Here is a 26,214-nt window from a genome sequence, read left to right as displayed (position 1 = left end):
CACTTTCACCACCACTTTCTAACTATAATGATTCCATTATACGCCTAAGCTTTCACTTTACATATATTAAATTCCAAAAATATATGAATCACTTCTACCCCCTTTTAATTTTCGAATTGTAAGTATACAATAGATGCTATTAATATTTAGAATTTTCTTTATATTCAGATTATTTTAGGGGTGATTGATTTGGAACAACAAAACAACTTATGGAAAGATTGGAGATTACATAGCATCGTTTTGGTCATAGTCATTATTTCCGAAGTCATCGGTGCACATAAAATACCTTTGGGCATGACATCAATCCTCTTATTACCCGTAGTGTATGCTGTACTATTAGGTTTAGCTGTTTATTTCACGCCATTGATTAAACACAAACAAGCTAAAAATTCTGAACCTATGGTGTTCATTTCTGTAGCTTTACTTATAGCAAAATTTGGTGTAGAAGCCGGACCTGCTTTACCCAAAATTATTGCTGCTGGTCCAGCTTTGATACTTCAAGAAATTGGTAATTTAGGAACCATTGTATTTTCTTTACCTTTAGCGATTTTACTTGGACTTCGTCGTGAATCTATCGGTATGACCCACTCTATAGGGAGAGAATCTAATTTAGCTTTAATCACTGAAAAATTCGGCATTGCCTCTCCTGAATGGCGAGGCGTTATGTCCATGTACATATTTGGTACTATTTTCGGCGCTATCTTTTTCAGTATATTTTCTGGCATCATCATTTCAATTCTACCTTTAAGTCCCATTGCTTATGCTATGGCAACAGGTGTGGGAAGTGGTGTAATGACTGCTGCCGCACTTGGTCCTCTGTTAGAAATGTATCCAGATCAGACAAGCACAATCACAGCTTTTTCTGGTGTAAGTAATTTACTCACGTCCGTGACTGGTTTATATGTCGGCATGTTGATTGCACTACCTTTAACTAGAAAATATTATAGTTTAATCATGAACATCAAAAATAAATTTACTAAGGAACAGGAGTGATTAGGATGTCATCAAAAGTGATGAATTGGATACTTACTTTATGTGTTGTCGGTATTATTTCTTTATTAAGTAACTGGATAGGCTATAGCATTATGCCATTAAACGCTTTACCAGGAATTCTTTCACTCATGGCCATCGCATTACTAGGATTAATTCTCCATGACATCGTGCCTTTTAATATCCCTAGTATTGCCTACATAGGCATTACTGGCTTGTTATTAACTATTCCAGGTGTGCCAGGTGCAGCACATATAGTTGAATGGACTGAAAAAGTAGACTTATTATCACTCGCAACACCTGTCGTTGCTTATGCAGGTGTTTCAATTGGTAACTCTTGGGCAGATTTCGCAAAGTTAGGGTGGAAAACAGTTGTTGTGGGTATTGTCATTTTAATAAGTACATATATTGGTTCTGCCTTAGTTGCGGAAATCGTATTAAGAATACAAGGGATTGTATAAAATTTTCGTAGATATAGTTTGGCAATGATGAATAGATAGTTCAAAATAGCCTGAGACATAAATAGATGTCTCAGGCTATTTTCCAATTAGATTGATATGAATACTTAAATAACTAACACTAATACCATAAAATTGATATTTTAATTTTCCTATAAATCATCAACTGACTATTCAACAAAGATGCCTAAGACAATGTCTTATGTCCCTGGTGCCAAAGCTTTTAAACTATCAATAGATAAATCAATATAATCAAATTCAAAACAAATAATACGATGGCTGGTATTGCTTTTTTAATAGGGTCTTTCCCAAGGAATACAAGTGAACCTGCACCTGCCAACATAGTTAAAGCTAATAAAATACTCGCAAATATAGCCAATGGTATATAAAAAATACCAACAAGCATTGCTATACCACCTATAAGTTCAAACAGCCCTGTAATTTTATTAAAAATTGGTGGATAACCTAATTTTGCAAATTCCTGTTTCATAGCACCAGATAATATTTTCAAGCCTGTCATTATAAAAAAGATACCTAAAATAATTTCCAATATGATAATAATAATCCCCATAACAAACACCTCATTTCATTTTATTTACGAGATACCAATCCAGAAATAATATAAGGTGTGACACTTTGAATATATGTCTCAGCTGGAACATCACTAAATCCATGACACCACTTTTCAGAAGCTCTATAAATACTTGCGCTTAACATACTCGCTGAAAGCTGACGAATACTATCATCTTCAAGTAAAATTGAAATTTTATCATTGATATTTAATGTTATATCTTTTGGTAACTTAATTTCATATTTACCATGACTATTCACTCTACCAGTAATTCGTTTACCATTTGGAAGATTGATAATCACTTTTGTATTTGGCTCTCCTTGACCTGTGATTATTGTATCTGTATCTGTCAATTCATCTACAATCGGTGCATTAGGCTCAGTCTTATCGATTACTATCACGCTTGTTTTATTAGATATATTACCTGCTTTATCTGTAATATTGATAATAAGAATTTCATTACCTAATAACTTAATTTCACTTAGTATGCCTATAGAAAAATCACCTTGTTCATCTGCTTTTCCAGTAATAATTTGTTTATTAGGGAATTGAATTGTCACGCTTGCATGAGGCTCTGTTTTACCTATAATTTGAATATCGTTACTTGTGACATTATCAACTTTTGGTGCTTCTGGCACCGTTTCATCAGCGACATCTTTCGTTGTTTTTGGTGATTCGTTGCCTGTTTTATCTGTTGCCTTGGCGCTAACTTCTCCTCCGTTGTTTAGTGAACCTGACGGAATATCGACGATATAGTCGCCTTGTTCATCAGCAATTACTGTTACTTTTTGACCATCTAGGAACGTCACTTCTACTGTTGAATTTGGTTCAGACTCTCCAGTTATTTGAGTGTCGTTACTTGTGAAATCTTTCATTGTTGGTGCCATCGGCGCTGTTTCATCCACTATATTTCTTATTGTTTTTGGTGATTCGTTACCGGCTTTGTCTGTTGCTTTGGCACTAACTTCCCCACCATTGTTTAGTGAACCTGCTGGAATATCGACGATATAGTGGCCTTGGTCATCTGCAGTCGTTGTCACTTTTTGGCCGTCCGGGAACGTAATTTCAACTGTTGAATTTGGTTCAGATTCTCCTGTAATTTGGGTATCATTACTTGTGAAATCTTTCATTGTTGGCGCTAATCGCGACGTCACATCTTCAACTATGACAGAATTCGAAACATTACTATTAATGCCATTTTTTTCTGCTATTGCTGTTAAAATAGTTCCTGCTTTTAATGGTTTTTAAATTAATAATACTTGTAGTTTGTCCATTATTTAATATCGTCTGACCAACAATAACATTATTTTCATCTTTAATAATGATTGTTGAGCCCTCAACACCATTAATTTCAATTTCCTTACTTTGATCATTCACAGGATTTATGCTAGGTTTAAGTATTTCTTTTATATCTATAACTTTGAAAGTGTTAACTTCATCATTAGTATAATTTGGAGATTCGATAGCTATTGTATAGGTCCCTGGTTTTAATTTCGGAACTTGCATACTGAATGTACCATCCTCATTTAAAGTATCTATACTTATTAATGTGCCGTTTTCATCTAGTATTTTCACTTTTTGTTGAGGCGCTTAAAAATCTAAATTTACTTTACCAATTACTGTAGTATCTTCTGTAGTTATATCATCGGCTATAGGTTTTCCTACTAATGGAGAAGTCCCATAACGTAATACTTCGTCACCATCATTTTTACCGTCACCATCCGTATCTTGATTAAAGGGATCCGTGTGTGATTTATGAAATTCAAAGTTATCTGTCAAACCGTCTTTATCTAAATCTTGAATATAATAAATAGATGATCCGAATGTATTTTTAATCATCCCACCATTCTTATCTGTCAGATACCCATAGAATGCAAAGTCTTCTTTTACTTTTGTAGTATTGCTAATTAAATTACCATTTTCGTCATATTCAGCATTTCTTGTTAATATATTATTTGGACTTTGATTATATTTGATAACCAATCTAATGCCCACTGTTTCCGGTAATGCATTATTAAATACAATTAAATCATTTAAATTACTACTTGTAATTGACCCTCTACCATCTTTATCTATTGCCAAATCAGCGACTTTATTTTTAGGGTAATAGGTTTTATCGAAACCACTTACTCCATAAAAGTCATAACTATGTAATTCAATTGAACCAATATATGGAACAAGTTTCGGATCAATTTGGTAGTGATATCTCCATTGTTTATTTAATCCTGAATCTATTAGAGGGCCACCATAATTAAAAGTTCCATTTTTTAATATTTGTTGGTCTACCGTAATACCACCAATTTCACCAATATCGGAATCAAATTGGATAGCACCACTACTTGCTTTAAATGCACTATTCGCAGTATCAGAGTTTGATGAGACAATACTATTAATTAAAGTTTCAGATGGCGTTAGGAAATAACCGCTAGTTTCAGAAGTTTTAATCTTTTTGTTTTCTTGTGAATCTTTTACATATATTAAGTAATTTAACTTATCACTATGGTCTTCCATTTTTTCTAATATGTTCCGTACGGTATCGTCCAATTCTATTTTTCCGTTTTCAGCTGTGTACTGACTCAATATTTCCGCTCCACCAAAAAGGCCATCACTAGCTCTAATAAAGTTAACTTGCCAAATATTTGTTGCCTTACACTCTTTATTTGCCAGTCTTACTAATTCCACTGATGAACTACGACCGGATGGGTTTACAGTTATTTTCTTAACATGGTTTGCAATAATGGGATCTAATTGTAAATTAATCTTATAAACATCTCCTGAATTTGCTCCTGTTAAATAACTATGTATTTGGAAAGGTATTGTTTTACTGTCTAACACTTCCTTCGTAGTTAATGGTTCTGGCTGAAAAATTAACGTTTGAAATGTATAGTTGTCAGAATAATCCAATGCTTCCAATGAACTATCTTCTATCATTTCTCTTACACTTTTTGTTACTACAGGGTGATACAAATCATGTTTAGCAAGTAGCTTTCTTAATTTTATAATATCTTTATCAGTTAATTTTTTATAAGCTCTTGATGTTCCAATTATATTTTTATTAGGAGTTTCACTTTTATTTACTGTTTTTATATTTTCAAAATCAGTCGTTGCTCGTTTCACAGTTACTTTGGTTTTAATGTGATTATTGGTTTGAGATTGGTTATTTAGATTCTCTTTCGTTCTTGTTTGAATGGCATCTTCCTGAATCGCATCATTCTCCATTTTTTTATCGTTTATAGTTCCATTAAAATGACCAACATCTTCCGTTTTTATCTCTGTAAATTTTCGATTATTATTTTCATTTGGCTTAAGTTTTTCATCTTGTTGTTTATCTTGTTTTTCATCCTTTAAAACTGCTTCATCGAATTTTTTGTCTTCTACATTATTTCTAATAATATTATTTTCACTAATTTGTATTTTTGATATTTCACTATTTTTTTCAACGTGATTATTATCTTTATTTACCACAGAGATATCGTTCTCATTATTATCCTTATTTTCATTAATAAGGTATTATTGAAATTGTAAAAAATCAAAACTTATTAGGTAAACGTTATTTACTATCTGGATATACCTATTCTATGGAAGCATTAGCGCAAATTTTATCAGAAGTTGCAAATTCAAATATATCCTATGACCCAGTGACACTTGAAAAATTTGGAAAAATGTATGATGAACCTAAAGGATTCGGTCCTTTACTTGCCTCCATGTATAAAGCCGGAGAAATGGGATTACTTGATCAAAGTAGCAACGATTTTGAAAAACTTACTGGAGAAAAACCAGATACATTTGAAACTTATTTGCATAAGCATTATAAAAATTAAATTCAGCTACAATCTCCCCCTACATACTTTAATACTATATAGGGGGATTTTTCTATATTGACTATTAGACCATGTGTTCATTTATAAATCTTTACTTCAGACCACAAAAAATCCCCTTGATGCCACAGCGCACCAAGGGGTATATTTTTGACTATTTATGATTTAATTCTAATTCAGCATTACTTGCTTGACGTATTTGTTTCAATAAAGCATAGTCCTCAATTAATGATTGACCATAAGATGGAATGATTTCTTTTAGTTTAGGCTCCCATTGTTTAAGTTGTTCTGGGAAGTTTTTCTCAATAACTTCTAAAGCAACTGACACTGATGTAGACGCACCAGGAGATTCACCTAATAAAGCAATCACAGAGTGATCTTTTGAATTAACTACTTCTGTACCAAATTGGATAAAGCCTCTGCCGTGTTCCTTAGTATCTTTTATAACCTGAACACGTTTACCTGCTTGCATAATATCCCAATCCTCATCTTTAGCATCTGGAACAAAGCGACGTAATTCTTTCATACGGTCTTCTTTTTTAGCTAACACTTCTTGGATTGAATATTTAATTAATGGGAAGTTCTTCGCTGCAGCTGATAACATCGTTATAACATTACTTGGATTGATAGATTTGAATAAATCTAAGTTTGAACCATTTTTCAGGAATTTTGGTCCAATTGCTGCGAATGGTCCAAATAGTAATGAATTTTCATCTTGAATATAACGTCTATCTAAGTGAGGTACAGTCATTGGTGGTGTACCTTCAGGTTCTTTACCATAAGCTTTAACTTCGTGCTTAGCTACAACTTCAGGATTATTACATACTAAGAATTCTCCCGTGATTGGGAAACCGCCTAAATGTTTACTTTCTGGTATACCTGTTTTTTGTAATAATGGAATCGCTGCACCGCCAGCTCCAATAAATAAGTAGTCTGTAATATGATGTTCTACTTTTTTCGTTTTAAGGTCTTTAATTTTAACTTCCCATTTACCATCTTTACGACGACTAAAATCTTGTACTTCATGACGATAGAAAAGTTCTGCATTGTCATGTTCACTTAAATTTTTAGCCATTTTTCTAGTCAATTCACCGAAGTTAACATCCGTACCTTCATCAATTTTACTAGCCGCTACGGTTTCATTTGGATCGCGACCTTCCATCATTAGTGGCATCCACACTTTTAATTTTTCATGATCTTCTGTATATTCGATACCTTTAAACATTGATAAAGGAGATAATGCTTCAAAACGTCTTTTTAAAAAGTTTACGTTTTTATCACCTTGAACAAAGCTAATATGAGGTAATGGTCTAATAAAGGCTTGCGGATTTTGAATTTGTTTACTTTTCACTAAATGAGACCAAAATTGTTTTGAAATCTCGAATTGTTCATTAATTTCTTTCGCTTTTTCAACATCAATTGAACCATCTTTTTGCTCTACCGTGTAATTTAATTCACATAGTGCAGCATGTCCAGTACCTGCATTATGGCGTTCATTAGAACTTTCAATTGCAGGTTTGTCGAGTCTTTCAAAAAGTTTAATATTCCAATCTGGTGCAAGTTCTTTTAATAATGTCCCAAATGTCGTACTTAAAACACCAGCACCAATTAAAATAACGTCTTTAGAATTCTTTTCACTCATCATTTTTCCACCTTTCGTATTTACTTTTCAATAAGTCATTTATAATAATTAATAGCGATGTATATTCATATAGTAACTATTTTACGTATAATTTATCTATACCCTATACTACCTATTATTATCATAAAACTATTTTCCTTGATAAGAATCTTCCATATTAATGATAAAACAACCATCTATAAATGTAAAATCTATATTGCAATACTATAAATCATAACATTTATATTTATTCAAGATTAAATAGCGTTATTATCCTTCAATAATAATATTGTCAATTAAGCGCGCTTTACTAAATTTGACAGCGAGTGAAATAAAAATGCTGTCTTTGATTTGTGTTTGCTCGACAAGTTCTGGATAACTATATATTGCAACTGTTTCTATCGTTCCACTTGTATGTTCTGTTAAGTAGTCCCGTGTCGCTTTGATAATTTTTTCGCTATTACGCTCTCCATTTTTATAAAGCGATTGTGCTAGACATAAACTTTTATACAGGTGAACCGCTTCTATACGTTCATTTTTAGTAAGATAGATATTACGCGAGCTTTTCGCTAATCCATCATCCTCTCTAACAATATCTACACCTTTGATTTCAATTGGATGATTGAAGTCCTCTACCATTTTTTCTACTATTGCCAACTGCTGTGCATCTTTTTTACCAAAATATGCTTTATGCGGACGTACAATATTAAATAATTTATTAACAACCGTTACCACACCATCAAAATGTCCTGGACGTTCAGCACCTTCCAAAACGGATGCAAGTCGGCCTGCTTTTAATTCAATTGTCGGTAATTCTGGATACATTTCTTTAACAGTTGGATGAAAGATATAATCCACGCCTACAGATTCAGCTTTTGCAGTATCACCTACAATATCACGTGGGTAAGAATCTAAATCTTCGTTCGGACCAAACTGTAATGGATTGACAAATATACTAATAATCGTCACATCATTTTCATTCAATGATAATGACATCATCTTTAAATGCCCGTCATGCAATGCCCCCATGGTAGGAATAAACCCAACTGAACGACGCTGATTATGAAGGTTTGCTATAATACTTCTCATTTCTTCTATTGTTGTAATTAACTGTGTCATTCTGTAACCTCATTCATAATTTGCTTTTTATAGGTATGGGCCTCACCAGGAAATTGTTCCGCTTTCACCTCATTGTTATATTGCTTTAATGCATCAATGCCCACTGAGAAATCACCAAATTGTTTAACAAATTTCGCTCTATGTTCTACAGCATAATTTAATAAATCATGATAAACCAATACTTGTCCGTCTGTTTCTTTTCCTGCCCCAATACCGATAACAGGAATATCTAGTTTATCTGAAATTTCTGCAGCTAAATCGCTTGGGACTGCTTCAAGAACTAACATCACAGCGCCCGCTTGTTGCACAGCATAGGCATCTTCAATAAGTTGTCGTGCAGCTTCTTTATTACCAGCTTGCATTTTATATCCCATAATACCAACACTTTGTGGTGTTAATCCCAAATGTGACACAACTGGAATACCCATATTGCTACAATTTTTTATATATTGAGTTAAATGTGCACCTTCTGCTTTGATTGCATTGGCATCTGTTTCTTTATATAGTTTTACCGCTATTTCTAAATCATATTGATCATTGACACCTACTGCCCCGAAAGGTACATCCACGATCAAATATGTATTAGGTGCACCTCTTCTAACTGCTTTTGTATGATGGATCATATCTGCTACAGTAACCTGAACTGTACTATCATAACCTAATACCGTCATTCCTAATGAATCACCAACTAAAATGATGTCTATATCAGCCGCTTCGACTTGCTTCGCACTTGGATAATCATATGCTGTCACCATTGAAATTTTTTCTTTATTCACTTTTAAATCTTGTAACTGATTTAAAGTTTTCATTTAAAATCAACTCCACATTTTGATATATTTACATTGTTATCCATATATTAACCAATCTTTTTAGAAAAGGAAATAAAATAATATGAACAATGTCGCAATTATAGGTCCTGGTGCAGTAGGAAGTACCATTGCATTTGATTTAAGAGACGCCTCATTAAATGTAAAATTACTTGGTCGCCGCAATGAAACGCTTCACTATTATTCAAATAATGCTCTTGACACTAAGTATCAACTAGACGTGTGCGCACTTAATGAATACCATGAAACCGTAGACTTCTTATTTATCACTGTCAAAATTCCCCAACTGGATACCGTTTTAACATCGTATCAACATTTATTACATAAAAATACGATAATTATCCTCGCACAAAATGGACACGGCCAATTACACAAATTTGATCATCCTTATGTATATCAAGCTGTCGTATATATTAGTGGCCAAAAAACAGGGAATACCATCACACATTATCGTGATCACAAATTAATATTAGACCAAAATGCACATACGCAAGCATTGCATCAATGTATATCCAATTCTTCTCTTAATATTGAACTTACCACTGATATCGATAACGCTATTTGGTACAAGTTACTCGTAAACTTAGCAATTAATAGTGTTACAGCCTTAACTCGTTCTACTGCATCAGTATTAGAAGTACCAGGGATAAAAAAACTCTGTGAACAATTACTCTTAGAAGGCATTAACATCGCCAAAGCTGAACACGTACACTTTGAACCAAACATTGTAAATACAATACTTAATATTTATGATGGCTACCCTGCTGAAATGGGCACAAGCATGTACTATGATATAGTTGATGGCAGATCCTTAGAAATTGATGGTATTCAAGGCTATCTATTCTATAAAGCAAGAAAACATCATTTAAATACACCTATTTTAGACACGATATACCACCTACTCCTTGCGCAACAAAAATAAATAATAGCACTTTTAATATTCAACTTTAATTAACATGAGCGAGACGGAACAAACCATTTGAAATGATTGTCCCGTCTCGCTTTTGTTTCTTTAATAGGTACTCAGTCCTTAATACAAAGAACTCTGTAATGTATATAAGCAAAATGACATGATATTAGATAAATATGACCTTTGTTATGTCTTTTTTCTAAATTGTTCATATTGTGTTCATAAATTAACTTTATATTGTAATTATTAACAAATTGGAGGTACACATTTATGAAAAAATTAATGTACAGTTCTGCTTTTTATACTTTATTAGGTTTACTCAGTGGGCTATTTTACCGCGAAATGTCAAAAGCAGAAAACTTTAGCGGATACTCACAATTGAACATCACACATACGCATTTATTAGTATTAGGCACCATCATGTTCTTAATATTTATGATTATCGAATTTCAATTAAAGTTAACCTCAAACAGACAATTATTTAACTATTTCTTTTATATTTTCCATTTAGGTGTATTAATTACGGTTACGATGCAATTTATAAATGGCATCGCGGCTATGAAAGATTTTAATGTAAGTCCTGCTATCGCTGGCATTGCTGGGTTGGGTCATATTATGATTACGCTTGCTTTTATATTATTCTTTGTTTTATTAAATAAAAGAATCAATGCGTATACTGGTAAAAACGTATAATAATATATAATAAACCCTGCTTTCGCTATGATGTGAAAGCAGGGTTTTTAATGAGCAAAAATAAGTAACAATCCTAAAAATGCGATAAATAAATATAGCCATTTATCAAAATGATAATCTAATGTGTGGCGTTTGCAATATTTACCAATTAACACTGAAATAAGTAAAAACGGACATGCTAAGAAAAATAAAGGGTAATGTAGCACTTGTCCAAATATCACCTGTACCCTGTCCGATAACAACTAAAATGGCTGTTATTAAAAAATGAACTTGTATGGTGCTGCTTAATGTTTTTACAGATAAGCCAGTTAAAGTACTATATATCACTACTGGCACACCATGTGAATTATAAAGACTGCCTAGCACACCAGAAATGATACCTGTTAGACCAGCCCATGCCTTTGATTTTAATATCATTTTGGCTTTATTTTTGAAATAAACCTTTCTCAAAAATGCATAAGTTCCATATGAAAATAAAAATAAACCAAGTAACCATTGAACCACACTTGTATTTACAAAATTTAAAATCCATATACCTAATGGAACCCCTAAAAAACTACCTATTAATAGTGCAGCTAATAACCTATATTCAATATTTTTAAAATCTAAAAAAATATTGAAACTCGCTACTAAAATGCCTGCTAAACCGATAACCGAAACTGAAGTATGTATATCTAAACCAATAAGTGTTAGCAACGGCATACTAACTAACGCTTCTCCAAATCCAAAGTATGTTCTTACTAAACCGCCTAAAAATATTGCAAATAGAATTAATACGCTAATTATATCCATATAAATCTCCCAATCATTAGCAAATACCAAGTATTAAAAACATTTTTAAATATGATTCTATTTCAATATAAAATAGAACATTGTTTATTAGAACATTCACTGATTCATTAAATATATGCTTAACAGGGAGTGAGGCAGAAATCAAATTGTTTAATTGAGATGTCGTAGCCCTATCTATGCAATCAAGGCAAGGATGACTGGGAGGGAAAAGTTTTCCTGAGCTGAAGCTCATGCATAAGTTTCCTAGAATTTTATGCAAAATACATAAGCTCTGGCTTATGCATATGAACTACTCATTTTCATAAATAGAAAAAGGAGTGCTTTAAAGCAGTGAGACTTTTCATTTTCAATTCAGAGTTATCTACTACCTAAATCAAAAAGCGTCTAAGACATCTATTTTTGTCCCAGACGCTTAATTGGTTGTCACTTTATCATTTTAATCTTTTTCATATAGGTTGCCATTTTCCAAATGTATTCTAAAGGACCTAACTTAAAATATTTTAACCAATAGGTGCTAATCAATAATTGAAAAACATAAACACATACACATATCCATAGAGTGTCCACGTGCGTCCAGTGCTTCCCACTGAATATTGAAATCGCTAAATAAATTAACAATGTTTGTCCAATATAGTTTGTTAATGCCATGCTTCCATAATACTTTAATGGAGATAAAACTTTTCTAGCCCAAGAAATATTTAATAATAAAATAAGACACGATGCATAAAATATACTCATAAACGGTGAGAAAATCGTAATCAAGTGATGATAGTGATCTACATTTTCAGCATAATGATTAATACTTACTTCCGATTTTTGTCGTAATAACTTAAAGTTCGGTACTACATACGCCTTCTCTAATAAGTACCAACCAATCGTTGAAATAATACCTGAAATCAAAGCAACGACTGACCATATTTTATATCTATTAAATTTAAAAATCATCCCAAATTGCGCACTAGCTAACCCTAAAATAAAATAAGGTAATGGTGTCAAAATTTTAGCATCAAGATATAAGACCATAATCAGTAATAGGATGCCAATAACTAGATTAATAAATTTATTAAGGTTAAAAAATGGTATCAACAATAATCCAAAAATTGAGTATACTACTAATGCTTCTCCTGGTTGAAGTTGCATATGAATCAATCCAAATATAGCTAGGATCAGAATACGGCGCAGATATATAAAATATTTATTTCCAGGTTTCTCTTCTGCTCTTTGCATAAAAATATAAAAACCAATACCAAATAAATATGAAAAATAGAAAAAAACTTACTTTCTATAAAAAAATCTAAAAATTTCTTATATGTTATATCTTGTGACGACTCAGGTATACCGATATTCGCAATGACTACAATATTTACGAGCATAATACCTATCAAAGCGAATCCTCTCAAAAAATCTAATGTTTCAATTCTTGTGTTTATTTTATTCAAATTCATACTCCTTTTTTCTCTAATTTAATAAATAGGCTTACTGCACTGTGCCTTATTTTAGCATTGTGATCTCACTCACCTCCTGCTTTTCACATGAAAAAAGGATGACAAATTTGTTATATAAAAAAACAGAAACATAAAATCTTTTATCGTTAGATTTCATGTTTCTGCTCCCCATATATATTATTTTCTACCGTACCATTATATCTAGCACTATATGCTTACTTTGTTATTTGTAATCAATCACCATAGAAATGAGTGTCATGTCTTCACCATGATTGGTGTAACTATGTGTGATATCGGACTTAAACCTCAAGGCATCTCCTTTACCTAAATCAATGACTTCGTTCTCTAAATGCATTTCTAATTGTCCATCTACAATAATAATTGATTCTTCCGAACCGGATAAGTGTGGTTCTGAGTCTAACGTCGCACCTGGATCTAATTCTACATAGAAAAACTCAAAAGATTTACTTTTTTCAAATGGAAAATAAGGGTACACACGATATTTCCCGTCATCTTCAGTTACCGGTACAACATCCTCTTTATTAACCTGCACATAATCTGACTCCGCTTCACTCATCAAACTACTAAAAGACAGTTTTAACCCGTTACTGATTTTCCAAACTGTATTAATAGAGGGAATGGTATTCCCCTTTTCAATCTCATTCAATGAAGATGTACTGACACCAGTAAGTTTTGATAGTTTTTCCAAACTGATTTTATTTTTCTTTCTATTATTTATTTAGTCAAACCGTGATAAATAAGCGTAGACCAGGACTTATTGAAGAACATCGAGAAATTGTTACTGCGCTTTTTAACAGAGATATTGATTTAGCAGTATCCTTATTAGAATCACATTTAAAAAATGATTTGGAATTCAGTCTATATTATTTAGACTTCAAAAATAATAAATAATATAAAAAAGTACGCGTCTCTATTTCTTCGAGATTCGTACTTTTTTATCATTCCACTGTCTTTTTCTTTAAATGTAATAAATTTGCAGCTTCACATGAATCCATTTATATTATTACTATTAGTATATTTTTATACTTATTAAGTTTATTTTTGTTCTAAAAGGAAATGATTATAGCAATTATGATATAAATTGCTTTTGGAGGTCTCTTTTATGAATATTATCGGACATCATCATATTTCAATGTATACAAAAGGTGCACAAATCAATAAAAATTTTTACACACAGACATTAGGCCTACGCCTAGTTGAAAAATCTGTAAATCAAGATAATCCAACGATGTACCATTTATTTTATGGAGATGAAATCGGTACACCAGGCACATTGCTTAGCTTTTTCGAAATTCCAAATTTAGGTAAAAACCGTCCAGGTACGAACAGTATACATCGCGTATCACTACTCGTTCCCGATGAATCTGCATTGACTTATTTTGAACGTCGTTTAAATGAACAGCATATCACAACAACACAAATGACTTATTTAAATCATCATGCGCTGTTATTCAAAGATATGGATGGTTTAGAAATATTATTACTTGCAAATAACCATCGCAACACACCTAACGCTTGGAGAAAAAATCCTTATACAGATATTCCAGAAGCATATCAAATTTTAGGTATGGGGCCAGTGGAACTGCGCTTACGCGACATTCAACCAACACTTCATTTTTTAAAAAATGACTTACGTTATTCGTTAAGAGAAAATGTAGATGAAACTGTATTGACATTAGATTCTGATGGGCTCTATACGGATTTTGTCTTAGTTGAAGAACAAGGTTCACGTGCTCGACCTGGACAAGGTTATGTGCATCATATTGCAGTCAATACGCCAAATGATTCAGATTTGTACGCTGTGTTAGATACAATCAATCATAACCCGGGAAATCATAGTGGCATCATTGATCGCTACTTTTTCAAATCCCTTTACTATCGCCATAATAGCATTATGTTTGAATTTGCAACGGCAGCACCTGGTTTTACAGTAGATACAGCGATTAAAGATTTAGGTAAAAAACTGAACCTCCCCGATTTTATGGAAAATCAAAGAACAGAAATTGAAGAGAAATTACATGATTTATAAAGAAGGCTGAAAATAACAATCTTAAAAATAAATGCATTAGGTGTTTTGATTTAGATAACATATTTCAAATATATTTAATGCACTTACGTTACACCCTATTTAAATTGTTGTTCAATTTTTTCATCTAAAACTTGAATGATTGCATTCCAAAATCTGACTATTTAATCCCACATCTACCTATTACTTTCAAAAATAAAACGGTGCCAAGAATCCTAAATAGAAATAGGTTCTCGGCACCGCTTCTGTCTATCATGAAATTTAATTCACGAGACCATTTTATTCATATTTATGAAGATGTATGATTCAATTTATTTGTTACAAATGCTTGGACTGATTCAAATATTGTCATGTCTTCTTTTAAAATCAAATCTTCTGTTAATTGTAATTCGGTAATTTGATTTGTGTCATACCACTTGAGGTACATTGTGCGAGTTGTTAAATTAAATACCGTTTGATATAACGTATAATGCATATCGCCGTTTTCATCTAAGACAGCGCCTTTAGGTATACTCACACTATCTAATAATTTAAAAGCATCCATCACATCGTATTCTGGATCTTCACTTCCAATTAAATAATTTTTCAAATAAGCTGTTTTAATGAATCGTTCCGGTGACGTATAACCACCAGGCAATCCATAAGTACCACCTTCATTGCCTAAAGAGCCTAATGATTGGCCCATGACATTTTTAGCTTCGGGTTTATGCGGTGTGACAGCTGTATAATTTCTTAAATTCTCATAATGCCAATTTAAATCTGGATTATTTGTCAAAACACCGATTGGATTCTCGTTAATTACAATTTTCCCATCCTGGAAAGTAAGTTCAACTGAACGACCTGTATCATCTGTAATATGATAATGTAATGGTGGGACTTCAGCAATATCATTAAGCACGTGTGCGACAACATTTACTTGCTTACCATTTTCAATCAAGTCATCAATATTTTTATTATAGCCAAGCACCCATGTAATCACTTCATTTTGAGCGATATTCATATATCCTTCACGCACTTCTGTCGCATATGAAGCATAGCCTCTAAAATACTGTATCGATACACCTACACCGTGCTCATTTAACCCATCACCAAATAAGAATCCTTCCATGTCACTTCCTGCACCAATGAAGCCATATTGTGTTTTACCTTTATATTCGACACGCGATTCCCAATAGAAATGACGTGGTTGTACTGCAGGTTGACCCTCTAAGTGATAAACAAAGTCCATTGTTCGACCAAGTATCGCCTGCTTACTTTTTGATAAAAATGAAAATCCTGTACACATACATTATCTACTCCTTTACATTATGATGACTTATATTTTGAGGATTCATAAATGCCTTTGAGCAAATCATGTATATTATAATTAACTTTTGATATACTCACACACCCTGCGCTTTTGCAATGATGCTTGAACATCGATCACGCGTTGATTCATTGAGCCTTTATACGGTAAATTAGGTCTATATAAATGATTAATAAATGGACCATCTACTAAGACGTCAATGAGCTCAAGCAATGTCTTTCTTTCTGCTGAATCTCGCTCTAAATATTCAAATAAAAAACCAGTCCATACCCATAATGATTTGGTATTTCCAAAACGTTTTCTAAAAGTTTGAGCACACTTCAAAGTGATATCTACATTACAAAAAGGTTCGCCACCAAGGATACTGAGTCCTGAAATATAATTTGGCGCACAGTATTCCATAATTTCTTCTAATGTGTCTTCATGAAATGGCTCACCGTATTTAAAATTTTGAGCCACTTTATTATAACAATTTTCACAGGCAAATGGGCAACCTGAAACATATAAACTGCAACGCACACCTTCACCATCTACAAAGCTTTGTGCTTCTATTTTAGCGATATGGCCTTGCCCATGTCTTATTTTTAAAATATTCATACTGATGCATCTTTCAAATGTTTAACGCGCGCGCACATTTCTTTATGGCGACCTTCTATAGTAGGCCGTTGAACAGGATTGCCTAAATAGCCACACGTACGTTTAACCACATCTACCGACTTAGGATCATCATTGCCACATTGCGGACACTGATAGCCTTTTGCAGTTGTTTTAAAATCTCCGACAAATCCACATTTTCTGCAATGGTCAATTGGGATATTTGTGCCTAAATAACTTACTTTATCGTAAGCATAATCCCAAACCGCTTCTAATGCCTTTAAATTATGATTTAATTTCGGGTACTCGCAATAATGGATATAACCACCACTCGCATATTCTGGATAATCTTTTTCAAAATCAATTTTCTCAAAAGGCGTCACATCTTTTCTAACATCATAATGGAATGAATTTTGATAATAACCTTTATCTGTGATATCAGCTATTTCTCCAAATTGTTCACGATCTAGTCGACAAAAACGATCCGTTAAGGATTCACTTGGTGTGCTATAGATACTAAACCAAATATCGTATTGCTCTGTCCATTTTAACTGATATGCTTTCATCGATTTTAATATATCTAATGTAAATGCTTTTGCTTTAGATAAACGTTCCCAATGAGGCCCATAAAATACCGTTGCCGCTTCATATAACCCAATATATCCTATAGACAAAGTTGCACGTTGCCCTTTAAATAATGTCATAATGTCATCTGTTTCTTTTAATCTGTGTTTAAATGCCCCGTTTTGATATAAAATCGGTGCATTCTCTGGCGTAGCTTGTGCAATACGTTCAATTCGATAAACCAGTGCATCGTGCATTATGGCCATACGCTGATGAAATATTTTCCAAAAAGCTTCCATGTCACCTTTTGATTCCAGAGCAATCCTTGGTACATTCAGTGTTACCACACCTAGATTACAGCGGCCATTATTCTCATAATGACCATCTTTATCTTTCCATGCAGGTAAGAATGATCGGCAACCCATAGGTGCTTTAAAATCTCCTAATAGTTCCACTGTTTTATCATAGTTTAATATATCTGGATACATGCGTTTAGTTGAACATTCTAAAGCGAGCTGTTTAATGTCATAATTGGGATCTGACTCATTTAAATTAACACCTCTTTTAATTGAAAAAACTAATTTAGGAAAAATTGCAGTAATACGGTCTTTACCTAACCCTTTAATTCTAGTAGATAATATCGCTTCTTGAATCTTGCGGCTATATCGATCAGTTCCTAATCCAAAGCCGAGTGTAACAAAAGGTGTCTGCCCATTCGAAGTGTATAGCGTATTGATTTCATACTCGAGACTCTCAATGGCATCCCCAATGTCTTGCGTTACTCGCTCATCTACATATGTATCAATGACTGACTCATGTACAAATTTTTCTGCAATTTGTCGATGTTTCATTTCATTAAATTTTGCGTATTTACTCAACAATTCATCAACGCGATCTATTGTACAGCCGCCGTATTGACTACTAGACACATTAGCAATAATTTGTACTAATTGTGCTGATGCAGTCTGTATAGATTTCGGTGACGTTACGGTCGCATTACCTATTTGAAAGCCATGTGACAACATACTTTCTGCATCAATTAAACAACAATTCGTGAGTGGTTGGAATGGATGATAGTCTAAATCATGAAAATGAATGTCTCCTGCTTCATGGGCTTGAGCGACATGCTTAGGTAATAAATAATCCAAAGCATACGACTTAGACACTACACCTGCTGTTAAATCTCTCATAGTCGAAAATGTAGCACTATCCTTATTAGCATTTTCATTAACTACAGTTGGATCTTTCGTAATGAGATGCTTTAAATTTTTTTCAAGTTTGTTCATATTAACCCTCATTTCTATATATAGTATATACATTAATTATAAAACACTATATATTGTGTTTCAAATCTGAAGATAGACATTAACAAATTCGTCAAAAGTTTATTAACACTTCGTGAATTTTATTTTGAAATTTTCATTAGAGCGAAAAATTTATTAGTGCTAAAATAATATATGTATTTAATTTATAAGGAGGGATTGTAATGTTTGTAGCAGAAGTTGCTTTTTCGACTAACAAGGAACATGAACAACAACTATATAATAAAGTAAAGAAAACACAATCCGAGTTGCATAATGTGGCTGGTTTAAAATCATCAGAAGTGTGGACAAAATCTAAATCAGATGATGTTGAATATGTTGTTGTAAGTAAATGGGATGAGAAAAAAGATTTTCAAAATTGGGTTGCTAGACCTTCTCATGTTGAAGAGCATAAAGCAATGCATAAAAAATCTAAAAATGGTGAAGCTGACAAGCCACCTTTTCAAAAGACATTACGTCAATATACAGTAGTAGAATTTTAAATACTTGAATCATATAATAAAATCAAAGGTGAACATAAGTGACTTAAAATCATAATTTAATCACTTATATTCACCTTTTTTTAATTTCATGAGCAAGCACATCACGATATAGCTGCTCCTATTAAAATAATATTTTAGACATGTATATCACGATGACAACTGTAATGGCACTTAATAAAGTAGATAAAAAGACAAGTTCTGCTGCTAATTCAGGATGATTGTCATATTCTTGTGCGATAACTGAACTATTTACAGACGTTGGCATTGCTGATGCGATGAATAATGTTTGAGCTATGATGCCCTCTATCCCCATGATTTTGATAATAACAAGGGCAATCAAGGGCCCTATAATCAATCTTATAAAAACATACGCATAGGATTTGGACCACTTCAAACTAAATTTGATATTAGATATTTGAGCACCTAGCATTAATAACGCAATCGCAATCATAGCATCGGCAACATAATTCGCTGGTGTCCAAATAAATTCAGGAATAGGTATATGATTGTAATTTAATATAATTGCTAGTAATAATGCATATAACACAGGCATTTTAAAATAACCTAAAAGTGCCTTTAACTTTCCTATATGTAAAGATTGAATCGCAAATACACCATAAGAAAACGTGAATATGTTTTGCAAAGATAACACAATAACTTGAACAGACATTGCTAATGGATCGCCTTTGAAAACCAAATCATTTACTGGGACACCGTAGTTACCCGAATTAAAGAACATCAGACTGTTTGTAAGCGTTGTTGTCTCCCCTTTATCCGTTTTACGGAACATAGACAATAACTTACCAATAAGAAATAGTACAAACATATAGATTACGAAGAAAATGATAATGTAAAACAATAAACTTAACGCAAAATGCGTCTTGTAAAATTTCACAAAAATAAATCCAGGCACAAAGACATAGATATTAAGTTTGGCCAATGTATTTAAATCTAATGTAAATTTCTTTTGCAGTATGTATCCTAAAAATATCATGATAAAAATAGGTAAAAGTACAGTCTGTAGTATATATAACATTTCACTCATAAGCATCCCCCTTTGTTGCGCTTTAGTTATTTATGATTGAAGTTGCATTTTATAACTTTACTATTTAACCTATATTACTATTAATCATATCAGAATATTAATCGTTTGACTTTAACCATTAATTTAAAATCATTTTGTTTCACGTTAAACATTTTATGCATCTCAATAACATCATCCTTATGCCATATCTTAATTTTTTATACTGCTATAATTTTTCAGTTCACAAGAAAAAAGACCGAAACATCTTTATATGTCTCGGCCTAATTACCCTTAAAATCCTACTACGCTATAAAACGACTTTTCCATTCCTACAGACTAATCATCCTTGTTGCGTAGGCACTATGAAATCTTTCTTTGGAAATTCGATTTTTACTTATATGTGTTCTTACGTTATATACACAAAAAGCTGCATAAGCTTTTCACTCTGATAACAATTATTTATCTTTCTTTTTATTACGATTTCTTTTTCTTTCTTCCAATATGGACATAGTAATAAAACCAACCACCAAAACAGGCAATAGCATGCCTAATGCCATCATCATCTTTCTCACCCCATTTTAATATTTAACTACTTTTAATCTCATTTTATTAAAATATATCACAATTTTTCTAAGTTTATATACATAATTGCTTTAAATATTGGTTTGCAATCTATGTATTATAAAATAGACTAGGCTACATTTAGTAACCCAGTCTATTTAGATATACAGATTAACAAAGTATCATTTAATACTTATAAGGATCTTCTTTCAATTTTTTTGATCTTTCATCTAGATCATCTAAGTTATCTAAATCTGTTTTATTATCATCTTTAGATTGTGAGTAAGCATCCTTTATTGTCTCTTGCTCATTTTCTTTTTGCTCTTCAGATAAAATAAATGAGTTATTACGCTCATTCACTTGAGATCCATCTTTAATATATGGATTTACATCGTCATCTTCTTCTTTGTCATAAATTGGTTCTTTCGGCTTTCTCACTAATAACATAATACCTGCAACAAGCCATAAAACCGCATTTATCCAATTTCCTAAGAATGAAATCACACCAGCGATAATTAATAAAACGCCTGCCACTTTTGGCTTTTTGCTAATTAAAAATACTGCTATAAGCGCTATGATTAATAGTATAATACCTAAGACTAAACCAGTAGTCAAAAGACCACTAAAAGTGCTAAATATCGTATTTCCGTCTTCATACGTGAAACTACTATCTTCTTGCATCATCTGACTAATGAATGCTTCTTTGACCTCGCCGTTACCCATCATAGGTATTAGAACAGCCATTAGTACAACACCAAGTATTTGTAAGACGATACCAATCCACGTCAGTACACGTTCTATTGTTCTTTTCATAACAATATACCTCCTGTGATTTTTAAAATAAATTTATTAGGACAATAATCTTTACCTACAATCTTTTTAAAAATATTTAATTATACAGTAATTATACTAATTGTTAATATTGAAGTCCATTTTTTACAAATAATAATGTTCGCTGAATTACGTATGTCTTATATTTTCATAAAAAATGTTAAATAAAAAGTGCCAATATCCTATAGAATCGAATTGGCACTTTTTATATTATAATTCGCACATTTGTAAATGCCACAAGTACATCTATTAACTACTTATGTGCTTTAAACGCATTAACGATATGTGTAAGTTGCTCAACGAAATGATGTACTTCTTCGGCAGTAAATTTATTACCTAGTCGATCTTTTACTGCTTCGGTCATCACTGCAGTCGCTCTCTGTAAAAATGTTTCACCTTCGTCACTTAACATAATCAGTTTAATACGTTTATTATCTGAATAAGCGCGTTGTACATAGCCCATTTCTTCTAATTTTGCGATGCGTTTAGAAGCAGCAGTTTTAAAAATATTTTGTAAACCCGCTAATTCATTAATTGTTACTTTGCCTTCATTTTTTATAATTCTCATCGCATCAATTTGTTCTCTTGAAAGTAAATTACTTAAACCTGTCTCTTTAACAATTTCAACTATCTCTTTATTTAAATGCAACATAACTATCTGAAATTTAGTAATTGCTTCTTCAATTGTTTTATCTACGTTTTCCAAATAAGTCACCTCCGTATTGCACTTATTTAAATTCTATTGAAAATGGTAAACGTTGTCTTTTGTTAAACCATAGTAATACTAAATATTGTAAAATCATCATTATGACAATAATACCAACGAGCAATGCTACTACAAATCCAAAGTTAAAGTGTCCTGCATTTGTAAAGATGGCTTCTCTATAACCCTGTATCGCATATGACATTGGAGAGAATGGGTGAATCCATCTAAAGAATTGTGCTGATAACTCTATTGGGAACATACCTTCACTCGCACTTAATTGTAATATAAGTAAAACCATAGATATGAATAGACCAATTCGATCTAATAATAAACTTAAGAATGTCGTAACAGTAATTGCTGCAATTGCCCATAGCAATCCGACTAAGATAAATTTACCAATGTTATCTATAGACATATTAAGTGCAAATATCGCCCAACTACTCATCAATAACGCAGATACCGCACCTTGTACGAGATACAATAATAACTTACCGAATGCTTGTTTTAGTGATGTAACATCTTTAGTTAACATTTTTCTCAGTGGGTATATTGCACTAAATGACACAGCACCTACAAATAAACTAACACTCGCCATATAAGGCACGATTGTTTCACCATATTTATCGGCTTCTGTAGCATTATTTTCATTTACTTTCGTTACATTATTTAACGCTTTTTCATTGTCACCTTCAAAAGCAACGCCGTCTTGTTGCTCTACAGATTGGTCTATTTGCGCTTTTAATTGATCATTATTTTGTTGCAATTGATTAAGTCCATCTGTGACTTGTTGATTGCCTGAAATTAATTGCTGTGCAGGTTGTCCTACTGTTGGTGCTAATTGTTTCAATCCATCCGTTACTTGCTGATTACCATCAATTAATTGTGATTCTGCATCAGACATGTCACCTAATGCATTTGAAGTATCCTTGAATCCAGATTGTGATTTTTTAGCACTAGCAAATAATTGATCTAAATAATTGGTACGAATATTATCCTTAATTGAATTTGTTACCGTATCAATTGCTTTTTGTGCTGATTGACTACCAGTATAACTAGACCCTGGATTGACTTGTGTTTCAATCTTTATTTTTTTAGGATTTTTATCTAATAATGTCGTAGCGTTACTAGAGGCATCTTTAGGTATAATGATAGTTCCTACACTTTTACCTTTTTCTAATTGATTAAATGCCTCTTTTTTTGAAACTTCTTGAAAATCAAATTTATCGTTATCTTTTAATTTGTCGACAACATCATCACCTATTGTAACCTTTTCACCATTTAGCTTTGCACTTTGATCTTGGTTTACAATTGAAATTTTCAATTGATCTGTCTTATCATATGGGCTCCACATAGAACCTACGAATAAAGCAACATATAATAGCGGGATAGCTGCTATTGCAATAAGTGCTATGATTAACATTTTATTTCTGAAAATAAATTTAAATTCATTAAACATTTTCTTCTACCTTCCTATTTTTAAATTGTACACCCTGTGTACTATTAGGTTAAAATTAAACCCAAGAACACATGAAATCCACCTTAGTCTATTGTTTACTATTCAAATTGATGTGGGATAGATCATATCTTTTGAATAGTACACCCCTTATACAGTCATCTATCATACTCTCCTTAAAAATCATTGTCAATTGCGATTTCAAAAATCTAGTAAATCCCTTTTTCTATAAACTAAAAATATATAAATTAAATTTTAAGTAGAATACATAAATTTTTAATAAAACAACTTATTTATTATATTGAACAAATTCATTTTCGTTGTTAAAATTAACTTATATAAGCGTAACATCAACAATTCATATAAATTTCATTAAAACTCTATTAGTTCAAAGGAGGACATTATGTTAAAAATAGATGACCTTTATAAACGTTTTAAAGGAGCCGATTTTAATGTTATTGACGGTGTTTCATTAACCATAAACCGTGGAGAAGTCGTAGGTTTAATTGGAAAAAACGGCGCAGGTAAAACAACACTTATGAAAATGATTGCTAAAACAAAACGACCTACTTCAGGTGCTATATTTTTAAATGGCATAGATATTTTCCAACATCATAATATACTTAAAAATGTAGGTATCATGATTGATACGGTTCATTTCAAACACTTTTCAGCTAAAAAGAATTTAACTTATTATTTAAAAGTTAATCATAAAACGCAGTACTTAAAAAATATCGATAATATATTAGATCTCGTAGGTTTATTACATACATATGGCAAAAAGGTAAAAGATTTTTCTTTTGGTATGAAACAACGTTTATCACTAGCTATGTGTTTAGTTGATGAACCTGAAATAGCTATTATGGATGAACCTTTTGTTGGTCTGGATCCAGACGGTGTTAATACGCTCATTCACTCGTTAAGAACTTGGGCTAGTAAAAAAGGAACCGCATTACTTATTTCTAGTCATCAATTAAATGAATTAGCAGAAGTCTGTGATCGCTTTGTTCTTTTAAAAGAAGGAAAACTCCAAAATATTGATTTCAATAAAGAACAATTGATAAAAATTGTAGTAAAAGAACAAATATATCCAGAACATCGTCAGGAACTTCTCAATTTGTTTTCTACAATAAAAGATATTGAGGAAAAAGCAGTTATCATGCAGTCAGGTTCTGAAGAGTATAATGAAATCATAAATTATTTAGTTAAATACTACACTTTAGAAAACACGATTAATGAACAAGATAACTTATATCAATATTTCGATGAGTTCGAAAGGAAATGATGATATGTTAATTAAAAATATTTTCACTACAGTATCTTCGCGTAACTCTGCAATTATCTTTTATGCAATAGCACTTTATCCATTTTTATATTTAATCACACTTATACTACCTACCAATTTTATGCAAATTGGAGGAGAGACGAATTCACTATCTGGTTTAGAATTTTATTTTGTTATTTTACTTGCACAATCTCAATTTGCCGTACCATTGATTCTTATGACATATTTTGTCAGTTATTTATTTTTTGAAGAATATGAATCTGGTAGATTAATCTTTTATAAAGATATCAGCCGAATACGTCTATATAATTCAAAGTTAGTCGCCTTATTCTCTATGTATATAATATATTATGTAATATTATTTGTGTCTTCTGAAATTTTGTATTTTACGTATATACATCAATATGATTATGCTTCCGGTGCTTTCTTATCGAATGTTCACGAAACTAATTACAGTACAATATTATGTATCGTCGGTATTTTCTGCATTACTTTAATTGCAATATGCTTTTCAGTCATGTTATCTATGAAATTGTCTACTGGATTTGATATTTTAAGCGTTATTGTTTTACTTATGTTTATGGTTATCGCACCAATGATTCATGGACTCAAATATTTATTTCCAAATGGTTATGATCATGCGATTACGCCTTCAGACTTACTAACAAAACTAGGTTTAATGATATTAACAACTCTATTGTACTCAGTCATTTGCTACTTAGTAGGTTTGAAAATGTTCAAAAAATTAGAATATTAATATAAGAGCCTGCACTTTCTATTTTTGAAAGTGCAGGC

General features: G+C 32.1%; 27 protein-coding genes. 10 read left to right on the top strand and 17 right to left on the bottom strand.

Annotation, left to right across the window (positions count from 1 at the left end):
- Positions 1-189 precede the first annotated feature (189 nt).
- Positions 190-993, top strand: coding sequence for a DUF3100 domain-containing protein (locus SSP_RS00800; RefSeq protein ID WP_011302161.1), 804 nt, complete (start codon positions 190-192; stop codon positions 991-993).
- A gap of 5 nt (positions 994-998) precedes the next feature.
- Positions 999-1,451, top strand: coding sequence for a hypothetical protein (locus tag SSP_RS00795; RefSeq protein WP_011302160.1), 453 nt, complete (start codon positions 999-1,001; stop codon positions 1,449-1,451).
- Between the two features lie 220 nt (positions 1,452-1,671).
- On the opposite strand, the gene SSP_RS00790 is transcribed toward SSP_RS00795, so the two are convergent.
- Genes SSP_RS00790 through SSP_RS00775 form a run of 4 tightly spaced genes read right to left on the bottom strand, consistent with a single transcriptional unit; the run spans position 1,672 to position 5,484 of the window.
- On the bottom strand, positions 1,672-2,019 hold the full coding sequence (locus tag SSP_RS00790) for a DoxX family protein (RefSeq protein WP_011302159.1): 348 nt from the start codon (positions 2,017-2,019) through the stop codon (positions 1,672-1,674).
- A 20-nt stretch (positions 2,020-2,039) separates the two neighbouring features.
- Positions 2,040-3,149, bottom strand: a complete 1,110-nt coding sequence (locus SSP_RS00785; protein ID WP_041784745.1) for an Ig-like domain-containing protein — start codon at positions 3,147-3,149, stop codon at positions 2,040-2,042.
- Positions 3,150-3,207: 58 nt separating this feature from the next.
- Complete coding sequence (locus SSP_RS00780; RefSeq protein ID WP_011302157.1) at positions 3,208-3,594, bottom strand: carboxypeptidase regulatory-like domain-containing protein; 387 nt, start codon at positions 3,592-3,594, stop codon at positions 3,208-3,210.
- 15 nt (positions 3,595-3,609) lie between these two features.
- Positions 3,610-5,484, bottom strand: a complete 1,875-nt coding sequence (locus tag SSP_RS00775; RefSeq protein WP_011302156.1) for a hypothetical protein — start codon at positions 5,482-5,484, stop codon at positions 3,610-3,612.
- Positions 5,485-5,597: 113 nt separating this feature from the next.
- On the opposite strand from SSP_RS00775, the gene SSP_RS00770 reads away from it, so the two are divergent.
- The gene (locus SSP_RS00770) at positions 5,598-5,840 is read left to right on the top strand and encodes a hypothetical protein (protein WP_011302155.1); all 243 of its coding nucleotides are present in this window, start codon (positions 5,598-5,600) and stop codon (positions 5,838-5,840) included.
- 151 nt (positions 5,841-5,991) lie between these two features.
- Here SSP_RS00770 and mqo read toward each other — a convergent pair whose 3' ends face one another.
- From mqo to panB, 3 genes are all read right to left on the bottom strand, one after another.
- On the bottom strand, positions 5,992-7,479 hold the full coding sequence (gene mqo, locus SSP_RS00765) for a malate dehydrogenase (quinone) (RefSeq protein ID WP_011302154.1): 1,488 nt from the start codon (positions 7,477-7,479) through the stop codon (positions 5,992-5,994).
- A gap of 249 nt (positions 7,480-7,728) precedes the next feature.
- On the bottom strand, positions 7,729-8,577 hold the full coding sequence (gene panC, locus SSP_RS00760; RefSeq protein ID WP_011302153.1) for a pantoate--beta-alanine ligase: 849 nt from the start codon (positions 8,575-8,577) through the stop codon (positions 7,729-7,731).
- On the bottom strand, positions 8,574-9,386 hold the full coding sequence (gene panB / locus SSP_RS00755) for a 3-methyl-2-oxobutanoate hydroxymethyltransferase (RefSeq protein WP_011302152.1): 813 nt from the start codon (positions 9,384-9,386) through the stop codon (positions 8,574-8,576). The genes panC and panB overlap by 4 nt, the downstream gene beginning before the upstream one ends.
- 82 nt (positions 9,387-9,468) lie before the next feature.
- Between panB and SSP_RS00750 the strand changes: the two genes are divergently transcribed.
- Together SSP_RS00750 and SSP_RS00745 are read left to right on the top strand one after the other, a co-directional pair.
- A complete protein-coding gene (locus tag SSP_RS00750) occupies positions 9,469-10,326 on the top strand; it encodes an oxidoreductase (RefSeq protein ID WP_011302151.1) in 858 nt (285 codons plus the stop codon).
- A gap of 258 nt (positions 10,327-10,584) precedes the next feature.
- Positions 10,585-11,007, top strand: a complete 423-nt coding sequence (locus SSP_RS00745; protein ID WP_011302150.1) for a DUF2871 domain-containing protein — start codon at positions 10,585-10,587, stop codon at positions 11,005-11,007.
- Between the two features lie 141 nt (positions 11,008-11,148).
- On the opposite strand, the gene SSP_RS00740 is transcribed toward SSP_RS00745, so the two are convergent.
- From SSP_RS00740 to SSP_RS00725, 3 genes are all read right to left on the bottom strand, one after another.
- Positions 11,149-11,799 (bottom strand): sulfite exporter TauE/SafE family protein, encoded by a 651-nt coding sequence (locus tag SSP_RS00740; protein ID WP_011302149.1) that lies wholly within the window; start codon positions 11,797-11,799, stop codon positions 11,149-11,151.
- Between the two features lie 423 nt (positions 11,800-12,222).
- The gene (locus tag SSP_RS00735) at positions 12,223-13,026 is read right to left on the bottom strand and encodes a DUF418 domain-containing protein (RefSeq protein WP_011302148.1); all 804 of its coding nucleotides are present in this window, start codon (positions 13,024-13,026) and stop codon (positions 12,223-12,225) included.
- A 441-nt stretch (positions 13,027-13,467) separates the two neighbouring features.
- Positions 13,468-13,953: a helix-turn-helix domain-containing protein gene (locus tag SSP_RS00725; protein WP_011302146.1), complete on the bottom strand. Its 486-nt coding sequence runs from the start codon at positions 13,951-13,953 to the stop codon at positions 13,468-13,470.
- 41 nt (positions 13,954-13,994) lie between these two features.
- Between SSP_RS00725 and SSP_RS12925 the strand changes: the two genes are divergently transcribed.
- Positions 13,995-14,156, top strand: a complete 162-nt coding sequence (locus SSP_RS12925; protein ID WP_107607408.1) for an FCD domain-containing protein — start codon at positions 13,995-13,997, stop codon at positions 14,154-14,156.
- Positions 14,157-14,367: 211 nt separating this feature from the next.
- Positions 14,368-15,294 (top strand): VOC family protein, encoded by a 927-nt coding sequence (locus SSP_RS00720; protein WP_011302145.1) that lies wholly within the window; start codon positions 14,368-14,370, stop codon positions 15,292-15,294.
- A gap of 286 nt (positions 15,295-15,580) precedes the next feature.
- On the opposite strand, the gene SSP_RS00715 is transcribed toward SSP_RS00720, so the two are convergent.
- The 3 genes from SSP_RS00715 to nrdD all read right to left on the bottom strand — a co-directional run bounded on the left by SSP_RS00715 (position 15,581) and on the right by nrdD (position 19,041).
- Positions 15,581-16,576: a choloylglycine hydrolase family protein gene (locus SSP_RS00715; protein ID WP_011302144.1), complete on the bottom strand. Its 996-nt coding sequence runs from the start codon at positions 16,574-16,576 to the stop codon at positions 15,581-15,583.
- A gap of 81 nt (positions 16,577-16,657) precedes the next feature.
- Positions 16,658-17,194, bottom strand: a complete 537-nt coding sequence (nrdG, locus tag SSP_RS00710; RefSeq protein WP_011302143.1) for an anaerobic ribonucleoside-triphosphate reductase activating protein — start codon at positions 17,192-17,194, stop codon at positions 16,658-16,660.
- Positions 17,191-19,041, bottom strand: coding sequence for an anaerobic ribonucleoside-triphosphate reductase (nrdD, locus tag SSP_RS00705; RefSeq protein WP_011302142.1), 1,851 nt, complete (start codon positions 19,039-19,041; stop codon positions 17,191-17,193). The genes nrdG and nrdD overlap by 4 nt, the downstream gene beginning before the upstream one ends.
- A 200-nt stretch (positions 19,042-19,241) precedes the next feature.
- On the opposite strand from nrdD, the gene SSP_RS00700 reads away from it, so the two are divergent.
- Positions 19,242-19,559, top strand: a complete 318-nt coding sequence (locus tag SSP_RS00700) for an antibiotic biosynthesis monooxygenase family protein (protein WP_011302141.1) — start codon at positions 19,242-19,244, stop codon at positions 19,557-19,559.
- A gap of 121 nt (positions 19,560-19,680) precedes the next feature.
- Here SSP_RS00700 and SSP_RS00695 read toward each other — a convergent pair whose 3' ends face one another.
- The 4 genes from SSP_RS00695 to SSP_RS00680 form a co-directional block, all read right to left on the bottom strand.
- The gene (locus SSP_RS00695; RefSeq protein WP_011302140.1) at positions 19,681-20,604 is read right to left on the bottom strand and encodes an AEC family transporter; all 924 of its coding nucleotides are present in this window, start codon (positions 20,602-20,604) and stop codon (positions 19,681-19,683) included.
- A 726-nt stretch (positions 20,605-21,330) separates the two neighbouring features.
- Positions 21,331-21,957 (bottom strand): DUF4064 domain-containing protein, encoded by a 627-nt coding sequence (locus SSP_RS00690; RefSeq protein ID WP_011302138.1) that lies wholly within the window; start codon positions 21,955-21,957, stop codon positions 21,331-21,333.
- A gap of 271 nt (positions 21,958-22,228) precedes the next feature.
- Entirely contained in the window at positions 22,229-22,681 is a 453-nt protein-coding gene (locus tag SSP_RS00685) for a MarR family winged helix-turn-helix transcriptional regulator (protein WP_011302137.1), read from the bottom strand.
- Positions 22,682-22,703: 22 nt separating this feature from the next.
- Complete coding sequence (locus SSP_RS00680; protein WP_011302136.1) at positions 22,704-24,137, bottom strand: YhgE/Pip domain-containing protein; 1,434 nt, start codon at positions 24,135-24,137, stop codon at positions 22,704-22,706.
- A 400-nt stretch (positions 24,138-24,537) separates the two neighbouring features.
- On the opposite strand from SSP_RS00680, the gene SSP_RS00675 reads away from it, so the two are divergent.
- Together SSP_RS00675 and SSP_RS00670 are read left to right on the top strand one after the other, a co-directional pair.
- A complete protein-coding gene (locus SSP_RS00675; protein WP_011302135.1) occupies positions 24,538-25,419 on the top strand; it encodes an ABC transporter ATP-binding protein in 882 nt (293 codons plus the stop codon).
- A complete protein-coding gene (locus SSP_RS00670) occupies positions 25,400-26,176 on the top strand; it encodes an amino acid transporter (protein ID WP_231844708.1) in 777 nt (258 codons plus the stop codon). Before SSP_RS00675 ends, SSP_RS00670 begins: the two co-directional genes overlap by 20 nt.
- The last annotated feature ends 38 nt before the right edge of the window (positions 26,177-26,214 follow it).

Origin of the sequence: Staphylococcus saprophyticus subsp. saprophyticus ATCC 15305 = NCTC 7292 (assembly GCF_000010125.1) — a bacterium.
Taxonomy (GTDB): Bacteria; Bacillota; Bacilli; order Staphylococcales; family Staphylococcaceae; genus Staphylococcus; species Staphylococcus saprophyticus.
The sequence above is the reverse complement of the archived record's forward strand: the minus strand, read 5'-3'. Positions and strand labels throughout refer to the sequence as shown.

Bases quoted from the DNA above. Each gene is read 5' to 3' on its own strand.
- nrdD (WP_011302142.1), bottom strand. From the start codon at position 19,041: ATGAACAAACTTGAAAAAAATTTAAAGCATCTCATTACGAAAGATCCA.
- nrdG (WP_011302143.1), bottom strand. From the start codon at position 17,194: ATGAATATTTTAAAAATAAGACATGGGCAAGGCCATATCGCTAAAATA.
- mqo (WP_011302154.1), bottom strand. From the start codon at position 7,479: ATGAGTGAAAAGAATTCTAAAGACGTTATTTTAATTGGTGCTGGTGTT.
- SSP_RS00695 (WP_011302140.1), bottom strand. From the start codon at position 20,604: ATGAGTGAAATGTTATATATACTACAGACTGTACTTTTACCTATTTTT.
- SSP_RS00770 (WP_011302155.1), top strand. From the start codon at position 5,598: ATGGAAGCATTAGCGCAAATTTTATCAGAAGTTGCAAATTCAAATATA.
- SSP_RS00750 (WP_011302151.1), top strand. From the start codon at position 9,469: ATGAACAATGTCGCAATTATAGGTCCTGGTGCAGTAGGAAGTACCATT.
- SSP_RS00720 (WP_011302145.1), top strand. From the start codon at position 14,368: ATGAATATTATCGGACATCATCATATTTCAATGTATACAAAAGGTGCA.
- SSP_RS00700 (WP_011302141.1), top strand. From the start codon at position 19,242: ATGTTTGTAGCAGAAGTTGCTTTTTCGACTAACAAGGAACATGAACAA.
- SSP_RS00680 (WP_011302136.1), bottom strand. From the start codon at position 24,137: ATGTTTAATGAATTTAAATTTATTTTCAGAAATAAAATGTTAATCATA.
- SSP_RS00675 (WP_011302135.1), top strand. From the start codon at position 24,538: ATGTTAAAAATAGATGACCTTTATAAACGTTTTAAAGGAGCCGATTTT.
- SSP_RS00735 (WP_011302148.1), bottom strand. From the start codon at position 13,026: ATGCAAAGAGCAGAAGAGAAACCTGGAAATAAATATTTTATATATCTG.
- SSP_RS00690 (WP_011302138.1), bottom strand. From the start codon at position 21,957: ATGAAAAGAACAATAGAACGTGTACTGACGTGGATTGGTATCGTCTTA.
- SSP_RS00745 (WP_011302150.1), top strand. From the start codon at position 10,585: ATGAAAAAATTAATGTACAGTTCTGCTTTTTATACTTTATTAGGTTTA.
- SSP_RS00670 (WP_231844708.1), top strand. From the start codon at position 25,400: ATGAGTTCGAAAGGAAATGATGATATGTTAATTAAAAATATTTTCACT.
- SSP_RS00740 (WP_011302149.1), bottom strand. From the start codon at position 11,799: ATGGATATAATTAGCGTATTAATTCTATTTGCAATATTTTTAGGCGGT.
- SSP_RS00715 (WP_011302144.1), bottom strand. From the start codon at position 16,576: ATGTGTACAGGATTTTCATTTTTATCAAAAAGTAAGCAGGCGATACTT.
- SSP_RS00795 (WP_011302160.1), top strand. From the start codon at position 999: ATGTCATCAAAAGTGATGAATTGGATACTTACTTTATGTGTTGTCGGT.
- SSP_RS00790 (WP_011302159.1), bottom strand. From the start codon at position 2,019: ATGGGGATTATTATTATCATATTGGAAATTATTTTAGGTATCTTTTTT.
- SSP_RS00785 (WP_041784745.1), bottom strand. From the start codon at position 3,149: ATGAAAGATTTCACAAGTAATGATACCCAAATTACAGGAGAATCTGAA.
- panB (WP_011302152.1), bottom strand. From the start codon at position 9,386: ATGAAAACTTTAAATCAGTTACAAGATTTAAAAGTGAATAAAGAAAAA.
- panC (WP_011302153.1), bottom strand. From the start codon at position 8,577: ATGACACAGTTAATTACAACAATAGAAGAAATGAGAAGTATTATAGCA.